At 32.9% G+C, this 18,058-nt stretch carries 12 protein-coding genes and 3 pseudogenes; 12 read left to right on the plus strand and 3 right to left on the minus strand.

The window, feature by feature from the left end:
• Positions 1 to 392 precede the first annotated feature (392 nt).
• From hblC to FH036_RS01945, 10 genes and pseudogenes are all read left to right on the plus strand, one after another.
• Positions 393 to 1,712, plus strand: coding sequence for a hemolytic enterotoxin HBL lytic component L2 (gene hblC / locus FH036_RS01905; protein WP_044793037.1), 1,320 nt, complete (start codon positions 393 to 395; stop codon positions 1,710 to 1,712).
• Between the two features lie 61 nt (positions 1,713 to 1,773).
• Positions 1,774 to 2,994, plus strand: coding sequence for a hemolytic enterotoxin HBL lytic component L1 (hblD, locus tag FH036_RS01910; RefSeq protein ID WP_044793035.1), 1,221 nt, complete (start codon positions 1,774 to 1,776; stop codon positions 2,992 to 2,994).
• Positions 2,995 to 3,030: 36 nt separating this feature from the next.
• Positions 3,031 to 4,158 carry a hemolysin BL binding component B gene (gene hblA, locus FH036_RS01915; RefSeq protein ID WP_000591967.1) on the plus strand — a complete coding sequence of 376 codons (1,128 nt, stop codon included), beginning with the start codon at positions 3,031 to 3,033 and terminating at the stop codon, positions 4,156 to 4,158.
• A 372-nt stretch (positions 4,159 to 4,530) separates the two neighbouring features.
• On the plus strand, positions 4,531 to 5,931 hold the full coding sequence (hblB, locus tag FH036_RS01920) for a hemolysin BL regulatory component HblB (RefSeq protein ID WP_139895237.1): 1,401 nt from the start codon (positions 4,531 to 4,533) through the stop codon (positions 5,929 to 5,931).
• Positions 5,932 to 5,952: 21 nt separating this feature from the next.
• Positions 5,953 to 6,168, plus strand: a pseudogene (locus tag FH036_RS27710) (hypothetical protein); the annotation flags it as partial.
• A gap of 432 nt (positions 6,169 to 6,600) precedes the next feature.
• Positions 6,601 to 9,006 (plus strand): PAS domain S-box protein, encoded by a 2,406-nt coding sequence (locus FH036_RS01925; protein WP_139895238.1) that lies wholly within the window; start codon positions 6,601 to 6,603, stop codon positions 9,004 to 9,006.
• 364 nt (positions 9,007 to 9,370) lie between these two features.
• Positions 9,371 to 10,870 (plus strand): spore germination protein, encoded by a 1,500-nt coding sequence (locus tag FH036_RS01930; RefSeq protein WP_098299345.1) that lies wholly within the window; start codon positions 9,371 to 9,373, stop codon positions 10,868 to 10,870.
• Between the two features lie 20 nt (positions 10,871 to 10,890).
• Positions 10,891 to 11,973, plus strand: coding sequence for a GerAB/ArcD/ProY family transporter (locus tag FH036_RS01935; protein WP_000809700.1), 1,083 nt, complete (start codon positions 10,891 to 10,893; stop codon positions 11,971 to 11,973).
• A gap of 2 nt (positions 11,974 to 11,975) precedes the next feature.
• The gene (locus tag FH036_RS01940; RefSeq protein WP_000832871.1) at positions 11,976 to 13,055 is read left to right on the plus strand and encodes a Ger(x)C family spore germination protein; all 1,080 of its coding nucleotides are present in this window, start codon (positions 11,976 to 11,978) and stop codon (positions 13,053 to 13,055) included.
• A gap of 145 nt (positions 13,056 to 13,200) precedes the next feature.
• A pseudogene (locus FH036_RS01945) lies at positions 13,201 to 13,331 on the plus strand (excinuclease ABC subunit C); the annotation flags it as partial.
• Between the two features lie 99 nt (positions 13,332 to 13,430).
• Here FH036_RS01945 and FH036_RS01950 read toward each other — a convergent pair.
• Together FH036_RS01950 and ansR are read right to left on the minus strand one after the other, a co-directional pair.
• A pseudogene (locus FH036_RS01950) lies at positions 13,431 to 13,544 on the minus strand (IS3 family transposase); the annotation flags it as partial.
• 332 nt (positions 13,545 to 13,876) lie between these two features.
• On the minus strand, positions 13,877 to 14,254 hold the full coding sequence (gene ansR, locus FH036_RS01955; protein WP_000893565.1) for an HTH-type transcriptional regulator AnsR: 378 nt from the start codon (positions 14,252 to 14,254) through the stop codon (positions 13,877 to 13,879).
• Between the two features lie 183 nt (positions 14,255 to 14,437).
• On the opposite strand from ansR, the gene ansA reads away from it, so the two are divergent.
• Both ansA and aspA read left to right on the plus strand, forming a co-directional pair.
• Positions 14,438 to 15,442, plus strand: coding sequence for an asparaginase (gene ansA / locus FH036_RS01960; protein ID WP_139895239.1), 1,005 nt, complete (start codon positions 14,438 to 14,440; stop codon positions 15,440 to 15,442).
• 53 nt (positions 15,443 to 15,495) lie between these two features.
• Positions 15,496 to 16,926 carry an aspartate ammonia-lyase gene (gene aspA / locus FH036_RS01965; protein ID WP_139895240.1) on the plus strand — a complete coding sequence of 477 codons (1,431 nt, stop codon included), beginning with the start codon at positions 15,496 to 15,498 and terminating at the stop codon, positions 16,924 to 16,926.
• 235 nt (positions 16,927 to 17,161) lie between these two features.
• On the opposite strand, the gene FH036_RS01970 is transcribed toward aspA, so the two are convergent.
• Entirely contained in the window at positions 17,162 to 18,016 is an 855-nt protein-coding gene (locus tag FH036_RS01970; RefSeq protein ID WP_139895241.1) for a manganese catalase family protein, read from the minus strand.
• Positions 18,017 to 18,058 lie beyond the last annotated feature (42 nt).

Consider the following 18,058-nt stretch of genomic DNA (forward strand, 5'->3'; position numbering starts at 1 on the left):
TCTTTCGTTGTCTAGTAAGGAGTTTGCTGACAAAACTAAGAGGGATATTATCAAATTGAAATTAAACAATGTTATGACAAGATTAACTGTAAGCATTGGTTTATTGATCCTCACGATTCTGTAAGTTAAACCGCAACTTTAGGAAAGAATTAATAATTTACTACTCATAAGGTGCCTGATTCAAATATAGTTAATAAATTTTTGTTATTTATATTTTAAAAAATAGAGTATCGAAATGAGAGATAAATAAAATCCTTACATCCTATTAGAAGTAAAAAACAACGATATTAACGTATCTGAAAGATTTCTCCTTCTTATCCAGTTTACAAAGAGAGCGGTCGTACAAGTTATATGAATTAAGTTATAAAAACAATGGTAAAGGAGTGTACGGAATGAAAACTAAAATAATGACAGGATTATTAGTCACATCCATTGTAGCTGGAGCAACTATTCCTATCAATACTCTCGCAACACCAATCGTTCAAGCGGAAACTCAACAGGAAGGCATGGATATTTCCTCTTCATTACGAAAATTAGGTGCGCAATCTAAATTAATCCAAACGTATATTGATCAATCTTTAATGAGTCCTAATGTACAGCTAGAGGAAGTCCCAGCTTTAAATACGAATCAATTCCTAATCAAACAAGATATGAAGGAATGGTCATCGGAACTCTATCCACAGTTAATTCTATTAAATTCAAAAAGTAAAGGATTTGTAACAAAATTTAATAGTTATTACCCGACATTAAAATCGTTTGTAGACAATAAAGAAGATAGAGAAGGGTTTTCGGATAGACTTGAAGTACTTCAAGAAATGGCTATGACGAATCAAGAAAATGCGCAACGACAAATCAATGAATTAACAGATCTTAAATTACAGCTTGATAAAAAATTAAAAGATTTTGATACTAATGTGGCAACTGCGCAAGGCATACTAAGTACAGATGGAACAGGAAAAATAGATCAGTTAAAAAATGAAATATTAAATACCAAAAAAGCAATTCAAAATGATTTACAGCAAATTGCATTAATACCAGGAGCTTTAAATGAGCAGGGATTTGCTATATTCAAAGAAGTTTATAGTCTTTCAAAAGAAATTATTGAACCAGCTGCTCAAGCAGGGGTGGCAGCGTATAACAAAGGAAAAGAAATTAACAACTCTATTCTAGAAGCGGAGAAAAAAGCGGCGCAAGAAGCGACAGAACAAGGTAAAACTGCTCTAGAGATTGAATCAGCAAAAAAAGCAGCTCGTGAAGCAATTGAGAAAAGCAAACAAGGTGAAATAGCAGCCGCAGCCGCAGCAAAAACACAAGAGTATGACCTGATGAAGGTCATTGATACCGAAAAGATTAAGAAAACATTTGGCGTTTTTGCTGAAGTAAATAAATTAACAGCAGAACAGCGAGCATATTTAGATGATTTAGAGAAACAAAATCAAAAAATATATGATTTAACAACGAAATTATCAATAGCTGATTTACAAAAATCAATGCTTCTTCTTACACAAAATGATTTGCATACGTTTGCAAATCAAGTAGAGGTAGAACTTGAGCTACTAAAGCGCTATAAAGAAGATTTAAATTTAATAAAAAATAGCATTACAAAATTATCTACTAATGTTGATACAACTAACGAGCAGTCTCAAAAAGATACATTAAGACAATTAAAAAATGTAATAAGTTACCTCGAAGAGCAAGTATATAAATTTTGATATTACGTTTTTGGATAATCCATAAAGATTATAACTATTTAGCGAAAGAAGGAGAATAGTCATGAAAAAATTTCCATTCAAAGTACTAACTTTAGCTACATTAGCCACTGTTATAACTGCTACTACTGGTAACACTATTCATGCATTTGCACAAGAAACGACCGCTCAAGAACAAAATGTAGGAAATTATGCATTAGGTCCCGAAGGACTGAAGAAAGCATTGGCTGAAACAGGGTCTCATATTCTAGTAATGGATTTATACGCAAAAACAATGATTAAGCAACCAAATATAAATTTATCTAATATCGATTTAGGCCCAGAGGGAGGAGAGCTGCTCAAAAATATTCACCTTAATCAAGAGCTGTCACGAATCAATGCGAATTACTGGTTAGATACAGCAAAGCCACAGATTCAAAAAACGGCCCGTAATATTGTAAACTACGATGAACAATTTCAAAATTATTACGACACATTAGTAGAAACTGTACAAAAGAAAGATAAGGCAGGTCTAAAAGAGGGTATAAATGATTTAATTACTACAATCAATACAAATTCAAAAGAAGTTACAGATGTGATTAAGATGCTACAAGACTTCAAAGGGAAACTATATCAAAATTCTACAGATTTTAAAAATAATGTTGGTGGTCCAGATGGGAAAGGTGGATTAACTGCAATATTAGCAGGTCAACAGGCAACGATTCCACAACTCCAAGCTGAAATTGAGCAACTTCGTTCTACTCAGAAAAAACATTTTGATGATGTATTAGCATGGTCAATTGGTGGTGGATTGGGAGCAGCTATTTTAGTTATTGCAGCTATTGGAGGAGCGGTAGTTATTGTTGTCACTGGCGGTACAGCAACACCGGCTGTTGTTGGTGGACTCTCGGCTCTTGGCGCAGCTGGTATCGGTCTAGGAACAGCGGCTGGTGTCACAGCATCTAAGCATATGGACTCCTATAATGAAATTTCTAACAAAATCGGAGAATTAAGTATGAAAGCAGATCGTGCTAATCAAGCAGTTCTTTCACTTACTAACGCGAAAGAAACATTGGCATATTTATATCAGACTGTAGATCAAGCGATATTGTCTCTAACAAATATTCAAAAGCAATGGAATACAATGGGCGCAAATTATACAGATTTACTGGATAATATCGATTCTATGCAAGACCACAAATTCTCTTTAATACCAGATGATTTAAAAGCTGCTAAAGAAAGTTGGAATGATATTCATAAAGATGCAGAATTCATTTCAAAAGATATTGCTTTTAAACAGGAGTAGAACTGAAATTTAAAACCTAAATTGGAGGAAAATGAAATGATAAAAAAAATCCCTTACAAATTACTAGCTGTATCGACGCTATTAACTATTACAACTGCTAATGTAGTTTCACCAGTAACAACTTTTGCAAGTGAAATTGAACAAACGAACAATGAAGATACAGCTCTTTCTGCAAATGAAGCGAGAATGAAAGAGACTTTGCAAAAGGCTGGATTATTTGCAAAATCTATGAATGCCTATTCTTATATGTTAATTAAGAATCCTGATGTGAATTTTGAGGGAATTACCATTAATGGATATGTAGATTTACCTGGTAGAATCGTACAAGATCAAAAGAATGCAAGGGCACATGCTGTTACTTGGGATACGAAAGTAAAAAAACAGCTTTTAGATACATTGAATGGTATTGTTGAATACGATACAACATTTGACAATTATTATGAAACAATGGTAGAGGCGATTAATACAGGGGATGGAGAAACTTTAAAAGAAGGGATTACAGATTTGCGAGGTGAAATTCAACAAAATCAAAAGTATGCACAACAACTAATAGAAGAATTAACTAAATTAAGAGACTCTATTGGACACGATGTGAGAGCATTTGGAAGTAATAAAGAACTCTTGCAGTCAATTTTAAAAAATCAAGGTGCAGATGTTGATGCCGATCAAAAGCGTCTAGAAGAAGTATTAGGATCAGTAAACTATTATAAACAATTAGAATCTGATGGGTTTAATGTAATGAAGGGTGCTATTTTGGGTCTACCAATAATTGGCGGTATCATAGTGGGAGTAGCAAGAGATAATTTAGGTAAATTAGAGCCTTTATTAGCAGAATTACGTCAGACCGTGGATTATAAAGTAACCTTAAATCGTGTAGTTGGAGTTGCTTACAGTAATATTAATGAAATGCACAAGGCGCTTGATGATGCTATTAACGCTCTTACTTATATGTCCACGCAGTGGCATGATTTAGATTCTCAATATTCGGGCGTTCTAGGGCATATTGAGAATGCAGCTCAAAAAGCCGATCAAAATAAATTTAAATTCTTAAAACCTAATTTAAATGCAGCGAAAGAAAGTTGGAAAACATTACGAACAGATGCTGTTACATTAAAAGAAGGAATAAAGGAATTAAAAGTGGAAACTGTTACTCCACAAAAATAGGGAAATATTAATTCTGTTGTAAAGTGAACTAAAACATAGAAAGTCTATGATTACACTGTTAAACAGAAAAGTAATAATTAATAAATCCTTATATAACAGAAAGGCGGAGTCTCATTAAAGACTTCGCCTTTCAATTATATAAGTATGATTCGAATAAAAAATAAGCTTGTAGTTTCATTGCTTTTTTAAATTTGCAACAGAATCGGTTAATTTGAAGCAGGTTATATACATTTTCTTTAATACTTAATGATTTGAAGGCTGCTAAAGAAAGTTCCAACGATACTGATAAAAGATGTAGAACTTATTTTGAAAGACATCGCTTTTTAAGAAGATTAGAACTTGAAACCATACCCTATAGAGGAGGAATACGAAATGATAAAAAAAATCCCTAATAAACTATTCGCTGTATCAGCATTTTTAACTATAACAACTACTTATGCAGTCATACCAATAGAAACTTTTGCAATTGAAATTGAACAAACGAACAATGAAAATATGTCTCTTTCAGCAAATGAAGAACAGATGAAAAAAGCTTTGCAAGATGCTGGTTTATTTGCAAAAGCTATGAATGAATATTCTTATTTGCTAATTCATAATCCAGATGTGAGTTTTGAAGGAATAACTATTAATGGAAATGCAGATTTACCTAGTAAAATTGTACAAGATCAAAAGAATGCAAGAGCACATGCTGTTACATGGAATACACAAGTAAAAAAACAACTTTTTGATACATTGACAGGCATTATAGAATACGATACAAAATTTGAAAATCAGTATGAAACATTAGTAGAGGCGATCAATACTGGAAATGGAGATACTTTAAAAAAAGGGATTAAAGATCTACAGGGAGGAATTCAACAAAATCAAAAGTCTGCAAAAGCATTAATAGAAGAATTAATGCAATTAAAAAATGCTATTGGAGAAGATGTTAGAACATTTGGAAGTCATAAAGAGACATTGCAATCGATTTTAAAAAACCAAGGTGCTGATGTGGAGGCGGACCAAAAGCGTCTAGAGGACCTTTTAGGACAAGTAAAATATCAGAAAGACATAGAATCTAAGGGGTTAGACATGGTGAAAATCCCTTTTATTCCAACCTTGATTGCTGGTGGCATAATGATAGGTGATGCAAGAGGTAAGTTAGGTTGGCTAGAACCTGAATTAGCAAAATTGCGTCAGACTGTAGATTATAAAATAACATTGAATCGTGTAGTTGGAGTTGCATTTCATAATATTAGTGATATGCATAGTATGCTTGATAGTGCTATCACTGCTCTTACTTATATGTCTACACAATGGGAGGATTTAGATTCTCAATATTCGGGTGTACTGGGACATATTGATAAAGCTGATCAAAAAGCTGATCAAAATAAATATAAATTCTTAACTTCTAGCTTGAATGCAGCGAAAAACAGTTGGAAAACATTAAAAACAGATGTTGTCACTTTGCAAGAAGGGATAAAAATTGCAGAGAAAAAAGAACAGGATTTTTTGAATCAGCTTCGTCCATCAAACGTTTTCTACTTTTATAAAAAAATTCATAACGCATACACTTTTGAAATAAAGACTGGAACAAATGCGCCAAATGCGTCTTATAAAGTTATGAATTTAACTAAAAACACTGTTCATAATATGTGGAGTGGAGGGGCTAATACTAACATGTGGGCTGATTGGCTTTCATTCAATCCAAATGATGAATTTGCGGTAGTAGCAGTAGTGGATGGTAAAGAATATGTTGTGTATAAAGACAAAGTACAAAATATAATGAACTGAATCTGAAAAGTAACGAAGTAATTGGAGCTGGACAATAAACTAGACACCAAGTTAATTGAAAAATCTCCTTATATCCTAGAATACTTTGCACAAGAAAAAGAATTTGTTCAACGAAAAAGTAAATATTGAACCAAGGAGTTAGTTGTATTATGTGTATGGTTTTAACGAAAGGTTTCAAGTGCATTACTCATACAATTATGTAGTTATCCTGAAGTATCTACAGGTGTTCTAATCAACTCTTAAGATCCTAAGTGGAGTAATTTTATACAAAATTAAGTGAACGTTTTTGTACATAGATTAGTTGACATTTATATAGGCTTTTTCTAGTTTTAAAGGTAGTTTTGTTTTTTGTGTTATTTTTCAAAAATTACAGATGAAATTTCTATATTCATGAACTTAGCGCATAATGATTGTTCGATGAAACGACATACCACGTCCCTTAGAGTTTTAGACATATTACGATAACTTAAAGAAAAAGATAATAGTAGTCAACGGTTACTATTATCTTTTTTGAACTATTTTTCATTAAAATATCTCATCTGCTGTGCCCCTTATTTACTTTTCTAGATTTTATCCTAGTTTAAAATTTATGCATTTGAACTGTTTATACAATTTGTAGGATTTTTAGCTTTTTTTGTCGAATACACTTAATGCAAGGAGGGACATTACATGATTATTAAAGATTATTTCATCAACCTTTCTATTTTTTCTTTATTAGTTAGCGCAGCAATATTTATTCAAGTGTTTACAATTAATTCTAGTCGATATTTCGAAAAGCTCTATGGAGGGATTATTGCAGTTACGTTAATGTTCTTTTCTTTTCCATACATGGGATTTTCCTACGATCTTCGAGTTGTTCCTCTTATTCTATCTTTTATTTACTTTGGTCGTATTGCTGGTTGGATTACGTTAATTAGCATAATTTTAATGCGTATCTTTTACATTGGAGGGTATTGGGAACCTCCTGTTATTGCTTATTTAGGTATGGGGATTCTATTTTCTACTTTTAAAACTTATTTTAAAAAACTACATCCTTTTAAAAGTGCATCTTTATATTTTTCTGTTTTTATTGGAATAAAGTGGTTAGTTGGCGTATTATTTAATACTACATTACTTTACACAGGAGGCTTATTATATATAGCGTTAGGACTTTTAATTGGGCTATTTCTTATGGAAGCCTACCAGAGATTATATTATTTAACACAGGACTTATCTAAAATGAATCGAGAATTAAAAAAATCGAAGCAAGAACTTACAGATACCGTACATGAGCTTCAAGGAGGAATTTTTAAATTTAAAAAAGTGGGTAAGCACTTTATACACACTTTATGTGATGGACAGTTTTATTATCAAAACGGATTTTATTCTGAACAGGTGGTAGGAAAAAGCTTACGTACTATTGATGCTTCTATTATTCCTCCACATTTAGTTCCACAATTGATGAAGTACTATCTTCAGGCATGGGAAGGAAAAGAAATTATATTTGAATTACCTTGGCCAAATGATAAAACTATTATTCTTATTGCACTTAGGCCAATTAAACGAAATGGACAAGTTATTGAAGTTGTTGGTTCTGCAGTTGATATAACCGAAAGGAAAAAGGTAGAATCAGAATTAAGTGCTACCAAAGAATTATTGGAATCATTTATAAAGCACAATCTAGATGCTATTACCATTTCTGATCGAGAAGGGCATATTTTACAAGCCAATAAAGCTTATGAAAAGATATTTGGGTGGTCATCACAAGAAATCATAGGTAAGAGATTACCTTGTGTACCAGATTTTTTAATGGAAGAATCCCTTGAAGATATTCAGAAGATTCTAACAGGTGAATCGATAGTTACTAGATTAGAAACTGTTAGACAACGGAGCGATGGGAGTCTTCTTGATATCAGTCTGACAGTTTCTCCTATACTAGATGTAAGAGGAAATGTTATAGCTTTATCAGCAATATGTAGAGACATCTCTGAAAGAAAACAAGCAGAAAGAGAACGGCATCGATTACACCAGCAATTAAGAGATAGTGAAATGAAGTACCGTGCACTAATCGAACAAGCAACTGATGCGGTATATGTAGTAGAGCTGAATGAAGATAATGTTCCAAGTCGATTTATTGAGGTAAACCCTGTTGGGTGTAGAAGATTTGGATATAGTAGAGAAGAGTTGCTCTCATTATCATTTTCAAATATAGTACCACAAGATTCTCAAATGATTGTAAAGTTATTAGAAAAAATTAAAAAGGGACAAACTTCCTTCACTTTGCAAGATGAATATGTTTTTCCAACAGGAAAAGTAATAACAACTGAGTTTAGTGTTCGGGTTTTTAACTTAAATGGGAAAAAAGTTTTCCTAAGTATTTCTCGTGATATCACTGAACGGCTAAAAACAGAAGAATTATTACGAAAATCTGAAAAACTTGCTGTTGTAGGACAATTAGCGACTGTAATGGCTCATGAGATTAATAATCCATTAACTGCAATGAAAGGGTTCATGCAATTACTAAAATCAACGGAAAATGAGAATAATCAGGGGTATATTAATATAGTATCATCAGAGATTGAGCGTATAGAGAGCATTACAACTGAATTTATGGCGGTAGCCAAACCACAGGTGGTAAAAATACAACCTAATGACATTAGTGTGCTAATGGATCAAGTTTTAATGCTACTACAACCTCAAGCAATGATGAACAATATAAAAATTAGAATCGATCTTAACCCTGGTATTCCATTAATTTCATGTGAAGGAAATCAGTTAAAGCAAGTATTTGTTAATATATTAAAAAATGCAATTGAATCTATGCCGATGGGAGGAGAAATTCTCATTCAATTAAATATACTTGATAATAATCAATTAAGTATTCGTTTTATCGATCAAGGGTGTGGGATTCCAAAAGAACGTATACCATACCTTGGAGAACCTTTTTATAGTATTAAAGAAGAGGGGATTGGCTTAGGGTTAATGATCTGTTATAAAATCATTGAAACACATCAGGGAAAGGTATTTATTGAGAGTGAAGTGAATAAGGGAACTACAGTTGAAGTCACTCTTCCTATTTGTACACTTCAAAATTAATATATTCTTTTACTGAAATTTTTTAAGAAACCATACAGAATGTAATGCTAATGTTACTTAATGAAATAATAAAGAGAAGAACACTGGTAAATGTACCCGATAGAATAGACACTTGAAAAAGTCTGTTATAAAAACATCCTTTCTTTAGAACCAAAAGAAAGGATGTTTTTAATATTGTAATTATGCTCGAAAACATTTCTGGTTTTTACTTTTAATACATTTTTTAACTAATTTTGGTTAAGTTATTTTCAAAGACGTTATTATTAATTCAATAAGTATACTTACATATCACCATCCCTAATTTTAAAAATAGCAATTTCCTGAAAACTATATAGTTTCTTTTTGAAAGGAAGGGTATTATCAATTGAAACCGTATGAAAGAGTATCTGTTTACTCTATAGAATCTTTACAGGAGTTAATGAAATTACTAAAAAAATCTAAAGATTTTATAACGTTGGAAATTGCTTCTAATAATTCCTCTATAGTCATTTCATATTTTAGAACATTAATCGATGTAAATATATTTCATGAAGAGGTTTTGACGTATATAAAAGAGAAAAGTTTCGATTCGTTACAAGATATTCAGTCTGTCTTATCCTTTGAGAATTCAAAAATAACAAATCAAATTGAAGATATTCAGGATAGTATTTTAAATGGCTATATACTTATTCAGTTCGATACAGATAAACTAAATTGTTTGTTAGTAAATGTGTCAAAGAAAGAAAAAAGGGATATTACAAAAGCTGAAATTGAATACAATATTGTGGGTCCGCAAATCGCATTTGTCGAAGATTTAGATGTAAATTTAAATTTAGTACGTAGAAAGCTCCCAACACCTTATTTACAAATGAAGGAATTGAAAGTAGGCTCTCTCTCTAACACAACTGTTGCGATTGTATTTATTGAGGGAATTGTAAATGATCAAAATCTACAAGAAATTATAAAAAGGGTAAGTCAAATAAAAACAGACCATGTTTTGGATAGTACTTATTTGATGCAGTTAATTGCAGACAACCCAAATTCTATATTCCCTCAATTTTTGAATACAGAACGTCCGGACCGTGTGGCAGCTGTATTAGCAGAAGGGAAAATTGCACTTTTTGTAGATGGCTCGCCTTATGCCATCACTCTTCCAACAACATTAATTGACTTTTTTTCTACGACAGAAGATTACACCATGCCTTGGATTATTGCCTCTTTTTTTCGTCTATTAAGGCTTTTTGCTTTTATGTTTTCTGTCTTAACGACTCCATTATATGTTGCAATCTTAACATATCATTACGAGCTTATTCCAAAAGAACTTCTTGAAACGTTAATCATATCGAGAAGTAAAGTACCTTTTCCTCCATTAATTGAAGCGCTTTTTTTAGAAATAACGATTGAATTACTGAGAGAAGCGGGGGCACGTTTACCAACTAAAGTGGGTCTAACTGTCGGTATAGTAGGTGGTATTGTAATTGGACAGGCATCGGTAGAGGCAAGTCTTACAAGTAACGTATTAATCATCATTGTTGCACTTTCAGCTCTTAGCTCATTTACAGCACCAATATATCGAATTGGTAATACAATTCGAGTAATTCGTTTTCCTTTTATAATATCTGCACACCTGCTGGGCTTATTAGGAATTGTTTTAACAAGTTCTTTCCTTTTAGCACGCTTATTACGTACAGAATCATTAAGACGTCCTTATTTGTTTCCTTTTTATCCTACACGCCCTACAGATTGGAAAGACAGCATTATCCGTTTGCCAATCTCAACGATGTTCCGACGCCCAATTTTTTCAAGATCTAAACAGCGTTTTCGTTTTAATCCAGAAGAGGTAGAGAAAAATAAAATCAAATCACGAAATGATTTTGATGATTGAAATTAACAGGGAGGAGCATTATGAAACAGATCCCAATTGAGTATCAAGTCTCTCCATATATGGTGTTTTTTTTAATTATTACTATACAGATGGGGGTTGGTATGCTTGGTTTTGAAAGGATTAGTGCAAAATTAGTTGGAAATGATGCGTGGATTAGTACGCTGCTTTTTGGAATATCTGTTAATCTTATGATTTGGATCATATATCAGATTTTAAATCAGGGTAATGGAGATATCATTGCAATCAATCAAGACGTACTTGGAAAATGGATTGGTGGATTGTTCAACTTCATTTTTTTATCCTATATTGTATTGTTAGGTGCAACAACACTACATACTTATATCGAAGTAGTACATGTTTGGATGTTTCCTTCCATTTCATCTTGGGTTATAGCGGGGACTTTTTTAGGCTTATGTTATTACATTGTGACTGGAGGATTTCGTGTAGTTGTTGGAATTGGTTTCTTTGGAATCGTGATCCCAAGCACTCTAATCTTCACATTTTTTTATCCTTTGCAGTATGCAGATTTTCAAAATTTATTTCCAATTGCACAGCATTCATTCCTAGAAATTATGAAAGGAATGAAAGGAAATATGTTTAGTTTTTTTGGATTTGAAATGTTATTGTTGTACTACCCATTTATTAAAAAGGCAAGAACGTCTCAAAAATATGCGCACTATGCAAATTTAGTAACGACTATTGTCTACACATACCTTATGATTTTAACTCTTGCGTTTTTTAGTGAAAAACAACTAGCGAGCGCAATATGGGCATATTTAAGCATGATTAAAATTATACAATTTCCCTTTATAGAGCGGTTTGAATACATTATTGTTTCTGTCTGGGCTTTTTTTATATTACCTAACGTTTCCTTTACATTATGGGGAGTAAGTCGTGGTATAAAAGAGGCACTGGGAATAAAGCAAAAATATGTTTTGCCAGTTATCATCCTGTTCATCTTTGTTTTATCATTTTTCTTGAATAACCGTAATAAAATTAACTTATTAAATACTTGGACAGGTCAAATTGGCTTTGTATATATATATGTATACCTACCTGTATTATGGCTAATTCAAACCGCCAAAATAAAGTTAAGGAGATAAACATGAAGCGATGGATACTTTTCCTTATAGTAAGTGTCTTCTTAATAGGGTGTGCTAAAACGAAAATTGTGGATGACATTGACTTAGTTCAAGTTGCGGCATATGATACTGAAGCAGAAGGTAAGCTAAAAGGAACCTTTGCGATTTCAGCTTATAAAGGAGGCGGGGAAGGTGAAACGAAAATCTATTCAGCATCAGGCCAGACTGGTAGAGAAGTTCTTGCAAGAGCATCCGAAAAGTCTTCTGGACCTCTAGAGTTGGGGCAATTGCGTGTTATTATATTTAATGAAAAAATAATTGAAAAGGGAATGCAGGAAATTTTAGAGACTTTGAACCGAAATCCTAGTGTAGGAAATGCAATTTATTTAGCAATTACAAATGTAAAAGGGGAATCATTATTAAAGGGGAACTATTCTAAAGAAAAAGAAATTGCTTCCTATCTATCCTCTTTACTGGAGCAAAATATGGACAATGGAACGCAACCAAAAACAAATTTTTTTATGTTTTTAAATCAACTTAATGATGATGCGAGAGATTCTTATTTACCGATGATATCTAAAAAAGGTAACGTGTTGGAGTTAGATGGAATAGCACTTTTTAAAAGATGTAAAATGGTTGATAAAGTGAACCCTAAAGATTTATTTGTATTTAAATTGTTGACAGATAATTTTAAACAAGGTACATACCAATTCAAACTACCTGGTTCTTCAAATACGTACGCCACGATAGAGAATATAAAGGCTAGAACAAAATATAAGATGGCGGGAAATAGTAAGCATCCATTCGTAAATGCTTATATTCAAGTTAAAGGTGAAATTCAAGAATTTACAAAAACAAAAAATCTAGATAATCCTAAAGAAATAAAAAAATTAGAAAAAATTATGGAAACAGAAATAGAAAAAAAGGCAACTACATTGATAAAGAGATTTATTAAAAAAGACACAGATCCTATAGGACTTAGAAAGCTTGGTAGAACTCACGTAAGAAAATGGAACAGTCAAGAATGGGAAGAATCCTATAAACATTTACGTTTTCGTGTAACAGCTGATGTAAAAGTAACCCAATCTGGTGTTACAGAATAAATAAATCAAATAAGATATAGGAAATTTCAATAAAAAAATATAGTCTCGCAGGAGATTAGGGAGAAGAGAAACGATTAACAAAGCATTTCATAAACATTAAGATGCTTTGTTAATCGTTTTTATATTTGTAGCTTTATCACTTGCAGTAATTATAATAAAAGAACAACGAAACAAATTCCCGATACCACATAATTATAGGAGGACAATAAAGCATCAAGATATAATGTATGCTTTGTCTGGAAAAAAGAATTAAGTACTTCAAGGTTAAACACTTAACTTTAAAGTAGTAAATTCGTTGCTTTTAGCAATTCAACTAGAATGTGCCCCCCGAAATTTAGAAAGATCGGTTTATTAGGTAGCCTTTAGGGAATGAGCTTAGTACAATACTGGGTTCATTCCCTTTGATTTTCCCTTGATTCTTTCATGATTATAGTACTCTATATACTTTGCTAATTGTTGTTTGAAATCTGTTATACTTCCAAATTCTTTCGATACAGAAATAGACATACAAAAACGCCATCCTTTCTTATAAATCTACAGAAAGAATAGCGTATTTTTTACAAATGAGTTCCTTTATTGAAAAGCTTTAGTTCTATATGACTGATAAAAGGGCAAGTAACGCTAAAATAGCGGGAAGTCCTTGTTTTTAGAAGAATATTTTGCATATGCAAAATATTAAAATGTAATTTATAAATATAAAGTTAATAAAATAAATTACATTTTAATAATATTCCTAAAGCTAATCCTATATATACCGTTTACAAATTAATTGTCTAAGTATTTTTTAGTTTAAAAGTGCAGTGTATTCGTTTTTTATTGAATCAATTTTTACATGTTGGTTCAATATTTTCTATTCTCTTGGAACTTAGTTCTCGTTTACTTCTCACAAAAGCAATAAAATCTATTATCTCTTCTGTTGACAGTGCTTCTCCATCTATTAAAAGTGTTGGATCTGGATCGTTTAGGAGTCTTGTTATATCAATTACATCTTTGTTTGGATGTGAATGTTCAATTCGACCTAATATATAATCTACAGACGTATCAAATAAATCGGCTATTTTTGATAAAGATTGTAAGGAAGGTAATCTATAACCATTTTCATAACCAGCATAGGTGCTTTTCGCAATCCCAAGTCGATCTGCTGTCTCTTGTAGGGACCATTTTTGATTTTTTCTTAATTTAGATAAACGTTCCAGCATTCGTCTCATACCCCATCTAATTTTATTAAATTAATTATAACATAGAAAAAGAATCAAGAATAGAAAAAAGTACGCGTATTGAATACAAAATCTTGATTAATTTAAATTAAGTTCTATAATGATAAATATAAATACGCATTACGCGAACGATATATTGTTGTTTATTTTATGGAGGGGTTGTGTATGAAGAAAATTTTATTACTTGCAACTGGTGGGACAATTGCATCTGTGGAGGGGAATGAGGGGCTTGTTCCAGGATTGTCTGCTGAGGAATTATTGAATTATTTTTCGAAGTCTTCTCGAAACTTAGAAATAGATTGCAAAATCTTAATGAATATTGATAGTACCAATATGCAACCTGAGCACTGGAAAGAAATAGCTAATGCTGTTTTTAATCACTATGATGACTATGACGGGTTTGTGATTACACATGGAACGGATACGTTAGCTTATACATCTTCTGCGTTATCTTATATGCTGCAAGGTTTAAGAAAACCAGTTGTTTTAACAGGTTCACAAGTACCTATTAGTTTTAAAAAGACAGACGCAAAGAAAAATGTAGCTGATGCTCTTAGGTTTGCCTGTGAGAGTGTTGGCGGTGTGTTTATTGTTTTTGATAGTAGGGTGATTATTGGGACGAGAGCAGTTAAAATGCGAACAAAAAGTTATGATGCATTTGAAAGTGTGAATTCTCCATATGTTGCTGAAGTAAATGAAGATGAAGTGAAATATCATTGGAAGCCAACTTCCTCACATAATGAACTTTCAATAAATACTAATTTATGTACGGATGTTTTTCTTATGAAATTGTATCCAGGTACAAAGCCAGAGATATTTGATTGTTTAAAAGGTTTGTATAAAGGGATTATTATTGAAAGTTTTGGAAACGGTGGATTACCTTTTGAAGGAAGGAACTTGCTTTCGAAAATTCAAGAGTTGACTGAAATGGGGATTGCTGTAGTGATTACTACTCAATGCCTGGAAGAAGGAGAAGACATACTTCTCTATGAAGTAGGACGGAAAGTGGCACAACATCAAGTAATATTGTCTGGAGATATGAATACGGAAGCCATCATAGCAAAATTGATGTGGACGCTTGGAAAAACTAATAAATTAGAAGAGATTAAAAAAATTATTGAAGAGCCTTTAGCCTACGATTTAACAATAAAATCTGATAAGGATTGGTAATGACTTTATATGATTTATTTAGGTTTTACATTTAATATGGGGGAGAAATTAAAATGGCAATGACAAACAAGAACGTGCGAGTAGAGTATGATTTTTTGGGAGGAAAGGAATTACCTATTGAGGCATATTACGGAATTCAAACTTTACGCGCTGTTGAAAATTTCCCGATTACAGGGTATAAAATCCATGAAAGTTTAATTAAAGCGTTCGCAGTTGTAAAAAAAGCTGCAGCGCTTGCCAATACAGATGTAGGAAGATTGGAATTGAACAAGGGCGGCGCAATCGCAGAAGCTGCTCAAGAAATTCTCGATGGAAAATGGCATGATCATTTTATCGTAGATCCAATCCAAGGCGGAGCAGGTACTTCAATGAACATGAATGCAAATGAAGTCATTGCCAATCGTGCTCTTGAATTATTAGGAATGGAAAAGGGAGACTATCATTATATTAGTCCAAATAGTCATGTGAACATGGCGCAATCAACAAACGATGCATTCCCAACGGCGATTCATATCGCTACATTAAACGCATTAGAAGGTTTATTACAAACGATGGGTTATATGCACGATGTATTTGAATTAAAAGCAGAACAGTTCGATCATGTGATTAAAATGGGTCGTACACATTTACAAGACGCTGTGCCAATTCGCCTTGGACAAGAATTTAAAGCGTACTCTCGTGTACTTGAACGTGATATGAAACGAATTCAGCAATCACGTCAACACTTATATGAAGTGAACATGGGAGCAACTGCAGTTGGTACAGGCTTAAATGCAGACCCAGAATATATTGAAGCAGTTGTAAAACATTTAGCTGCAATTAGTGAACTACCACTAGTTGGTGCAGAAGACTTAGTAGATGCAACGCAAAATACGGATGCATACACAGAAGTATCTGCAGCACTTAAAGTATGTATGATGAATATGTCTAAAATTGCGAATGACCTTCGCTTAATGGCATCAGGTCCACGTGTTGGCTTAGCGGAAATTATGCTACCTGCTCGTCAACCAGGTTCATCTATTATGCCGGGGAAAGTAAATCCTGTTATGCCAGAAGTAATTAATCAAATTGCGTTCCAAGTCATTGGTAATGACCATACAATTTGTCTTGCTTCAGAAGCAGGACAATTAGAATTAAATGTAATGGAACCAGTACTTGTTTTCAACTTACTTCAATCGATTAGCATTATGAATAACGGTTTCCGTGCCTTTACAGATAATTGCTTAAAAGGAATTGAAGCGAATGAAGATCGCTTAAAAGAGTATGTTGAGAAAAGTGTAGGAATTATTACAGCCGTGAACCCTCATATCGGTTATGAAGCAGCAGCTCGCGTTGCGAAAGAAGCAATCGCGACAGGGCAATCCGTTCGAGAACTTTGTGTGAAAAATGGTGTACTGTCACAAGAGGACTTAGAATTAATTCTAGATCCATTCGAAATGACACACCCAGGGATTGCAGGAGCAACTCTTTTAAAGAAAAATTAAAAGAAGAGGGGAACAAGCCCCTCCTCTTTGTTTACAATATAAGGATGTTATAAGTAAGTAAACGGTGGCGTCTAATGGTTCATAGAAATAAAATTAAGAGGAGCAGCAATATAATCAACATTACTTTTAAATAAAGAGGGTTTATTAAAACATCCTATCATATTAACAACAAGCTTACATGAATTTTTATTAAGAACTATGGCCAACCATGAATAAATAGTTGGCCATAATGATCTTAAAGATCCATATCTTTTAATCCGGGACTATGCTCATTTGGCATTTCAGGAAGTTCTGGTACAGGAAAACCTTTTGGCGGTTCCGTTACTGTTAATGTTCCTTTATTTCTACTTGGAGATTCACCTTGGAATATTTCTCCCATTCTTGTTGGATCTAAGCTGAAATTAAATTGTGCATTATGGAATCCCATGTCTACATATTTTCTACACTCTGGATATTTATTAATATCATAGTTTGGCACAGGAAAGAGTTTTCCCCATTCAACGCCTAGTGTCTCTAAAGCTTTTGCAAAAGCATTTTGATGTGCATTATCACGTACAATTAAGAATGCAAGTGTTTCTCTAAAGGTTTGATTAGAACTCATTTCATAAATTCTAGTTTTTTGAAGTACACCTGTAGATTCAAGTACGACATTATCTAGTAAATCGCTAATTAAGTTTCCATGACTATATACCCAAGATCCATTCCATGGGTTGCCAGCTGCATCAACGGGCAATGAACTTTGAGCACCTACAATAAAGTGATGAGGATTGGCATGTTTAACCGCTTCATCAAGTGGTGCTGTGTCAACACCTGCATTTCCTGGTGTAGGTTCACCAGATCCAGTTAATAGTTGATTAATTGTATGTTGTACAAGTTCTACATGGCTTATTTCCTCTAAAAAAACACCTCGAAGTAAATCACGATATTGCTTCTCTTTACCTCTAAAATTTGAGCTTTGGAAGAAGTATTGCATCATTGTACGCATTTCACCATAATGCCCACCTAATATTTCTTGTAAAACTTTTGCAGCAGCTGGATCTGGTTTATCTGGCTTAATCATATTAATTATTTCCTCTTTATAATAAAACATGAGGTACACCTCTTTTTAAGTTAGTTAACATTGTTATCGTTT

The organism is Bacillus sp. CD3-5 (genome assembly GCF_006349665.1).
GTDB classification, from domain to species: Bacteria; Bacillota; Bacilli; order Bacillales; family Bacillaceae_G; genus Bacillus_A; species Bacillus_A paranthracis.

What these genes read in the sequence shown, in the direction of transcription:
- hblC (WP_044793037.1), top strand. Translation starts at nt 393, where the DNA reads ATGAAAACTAAAATAATGACAGGATTATTAGTCACATCCATTGTAGCT.
- ansA (WP_139895239.1), top strand. Translation starts at nt 14,438, where the DNA reads ATGAAGAAAATTTTATTACTTGCAACTGGTGGGACAATTGCATCTGTG.
- aspA (WP_139895240.1), top strand. Translation starts at nt 15,496, where the DNA reads ATGGCAATGACAAACAAGAACGTGCGAGTAGAGTATGATTTTTTGGGA.
- FH036_RS01925 (WP_139895238.1), top strand. Translation starts at nt 6,601, where the DNA reads ATGATTATTAAAGATTATTTCATCAACCTTTCTATTTTTTCTTTATTA.
- FH036_RS01970 (WP_139895241.1), bottom strand. Translation starts at nt 18,016, where the DNA reads ATGTTTTATTATAAAGAGGAAATAATTAATATGATTAAGCCAGATAAA.
- hblA (WP_000591967.1), top strand. Translation starts at nt 3,031, where the DNA reads ATGATAAAAAAAATCCCTTACAAATTACTAGCTGTATCGACGCTATTA.
- FH036_RS01940 (WP_000832871.1), top strand. Translation starts at nt 11,976, where the DNA reads ATGAAGCGATGGATACTTTTCCTTATAGTAAGTGTCTTCTTAATAGGG.
- hblB (WP_139895237.1), top strand. Translation starts at nt 4,531, where the DNA reads ATGATAAAAAAAATCCCTAATAAACTATTCGCTGTATCAGCATTTTTA.
- ansR (WP_000893565.1), bottom strand. Translation starts at nt 14,254, where the DNA reads ATGCTGGAACGTTTATCTAAATTAAGAAAAAATCAAAAATGGTCCCTA.
- hblD (WP_044793035.1), top strand. Translation starts at nt 1,774, where the DNA reads ATGAAAAAATTTCCATTCAAAGTACTAACTTTAGCTACATTAGCCACT.
- FH036_RS01935 (WP_000809700.1), top strand. Translation starts at nt 10,891, where the DNA reads ATGAAACAGATCCCAATTGAGTATCAAGTCTCTCCATATATGGTGTTT.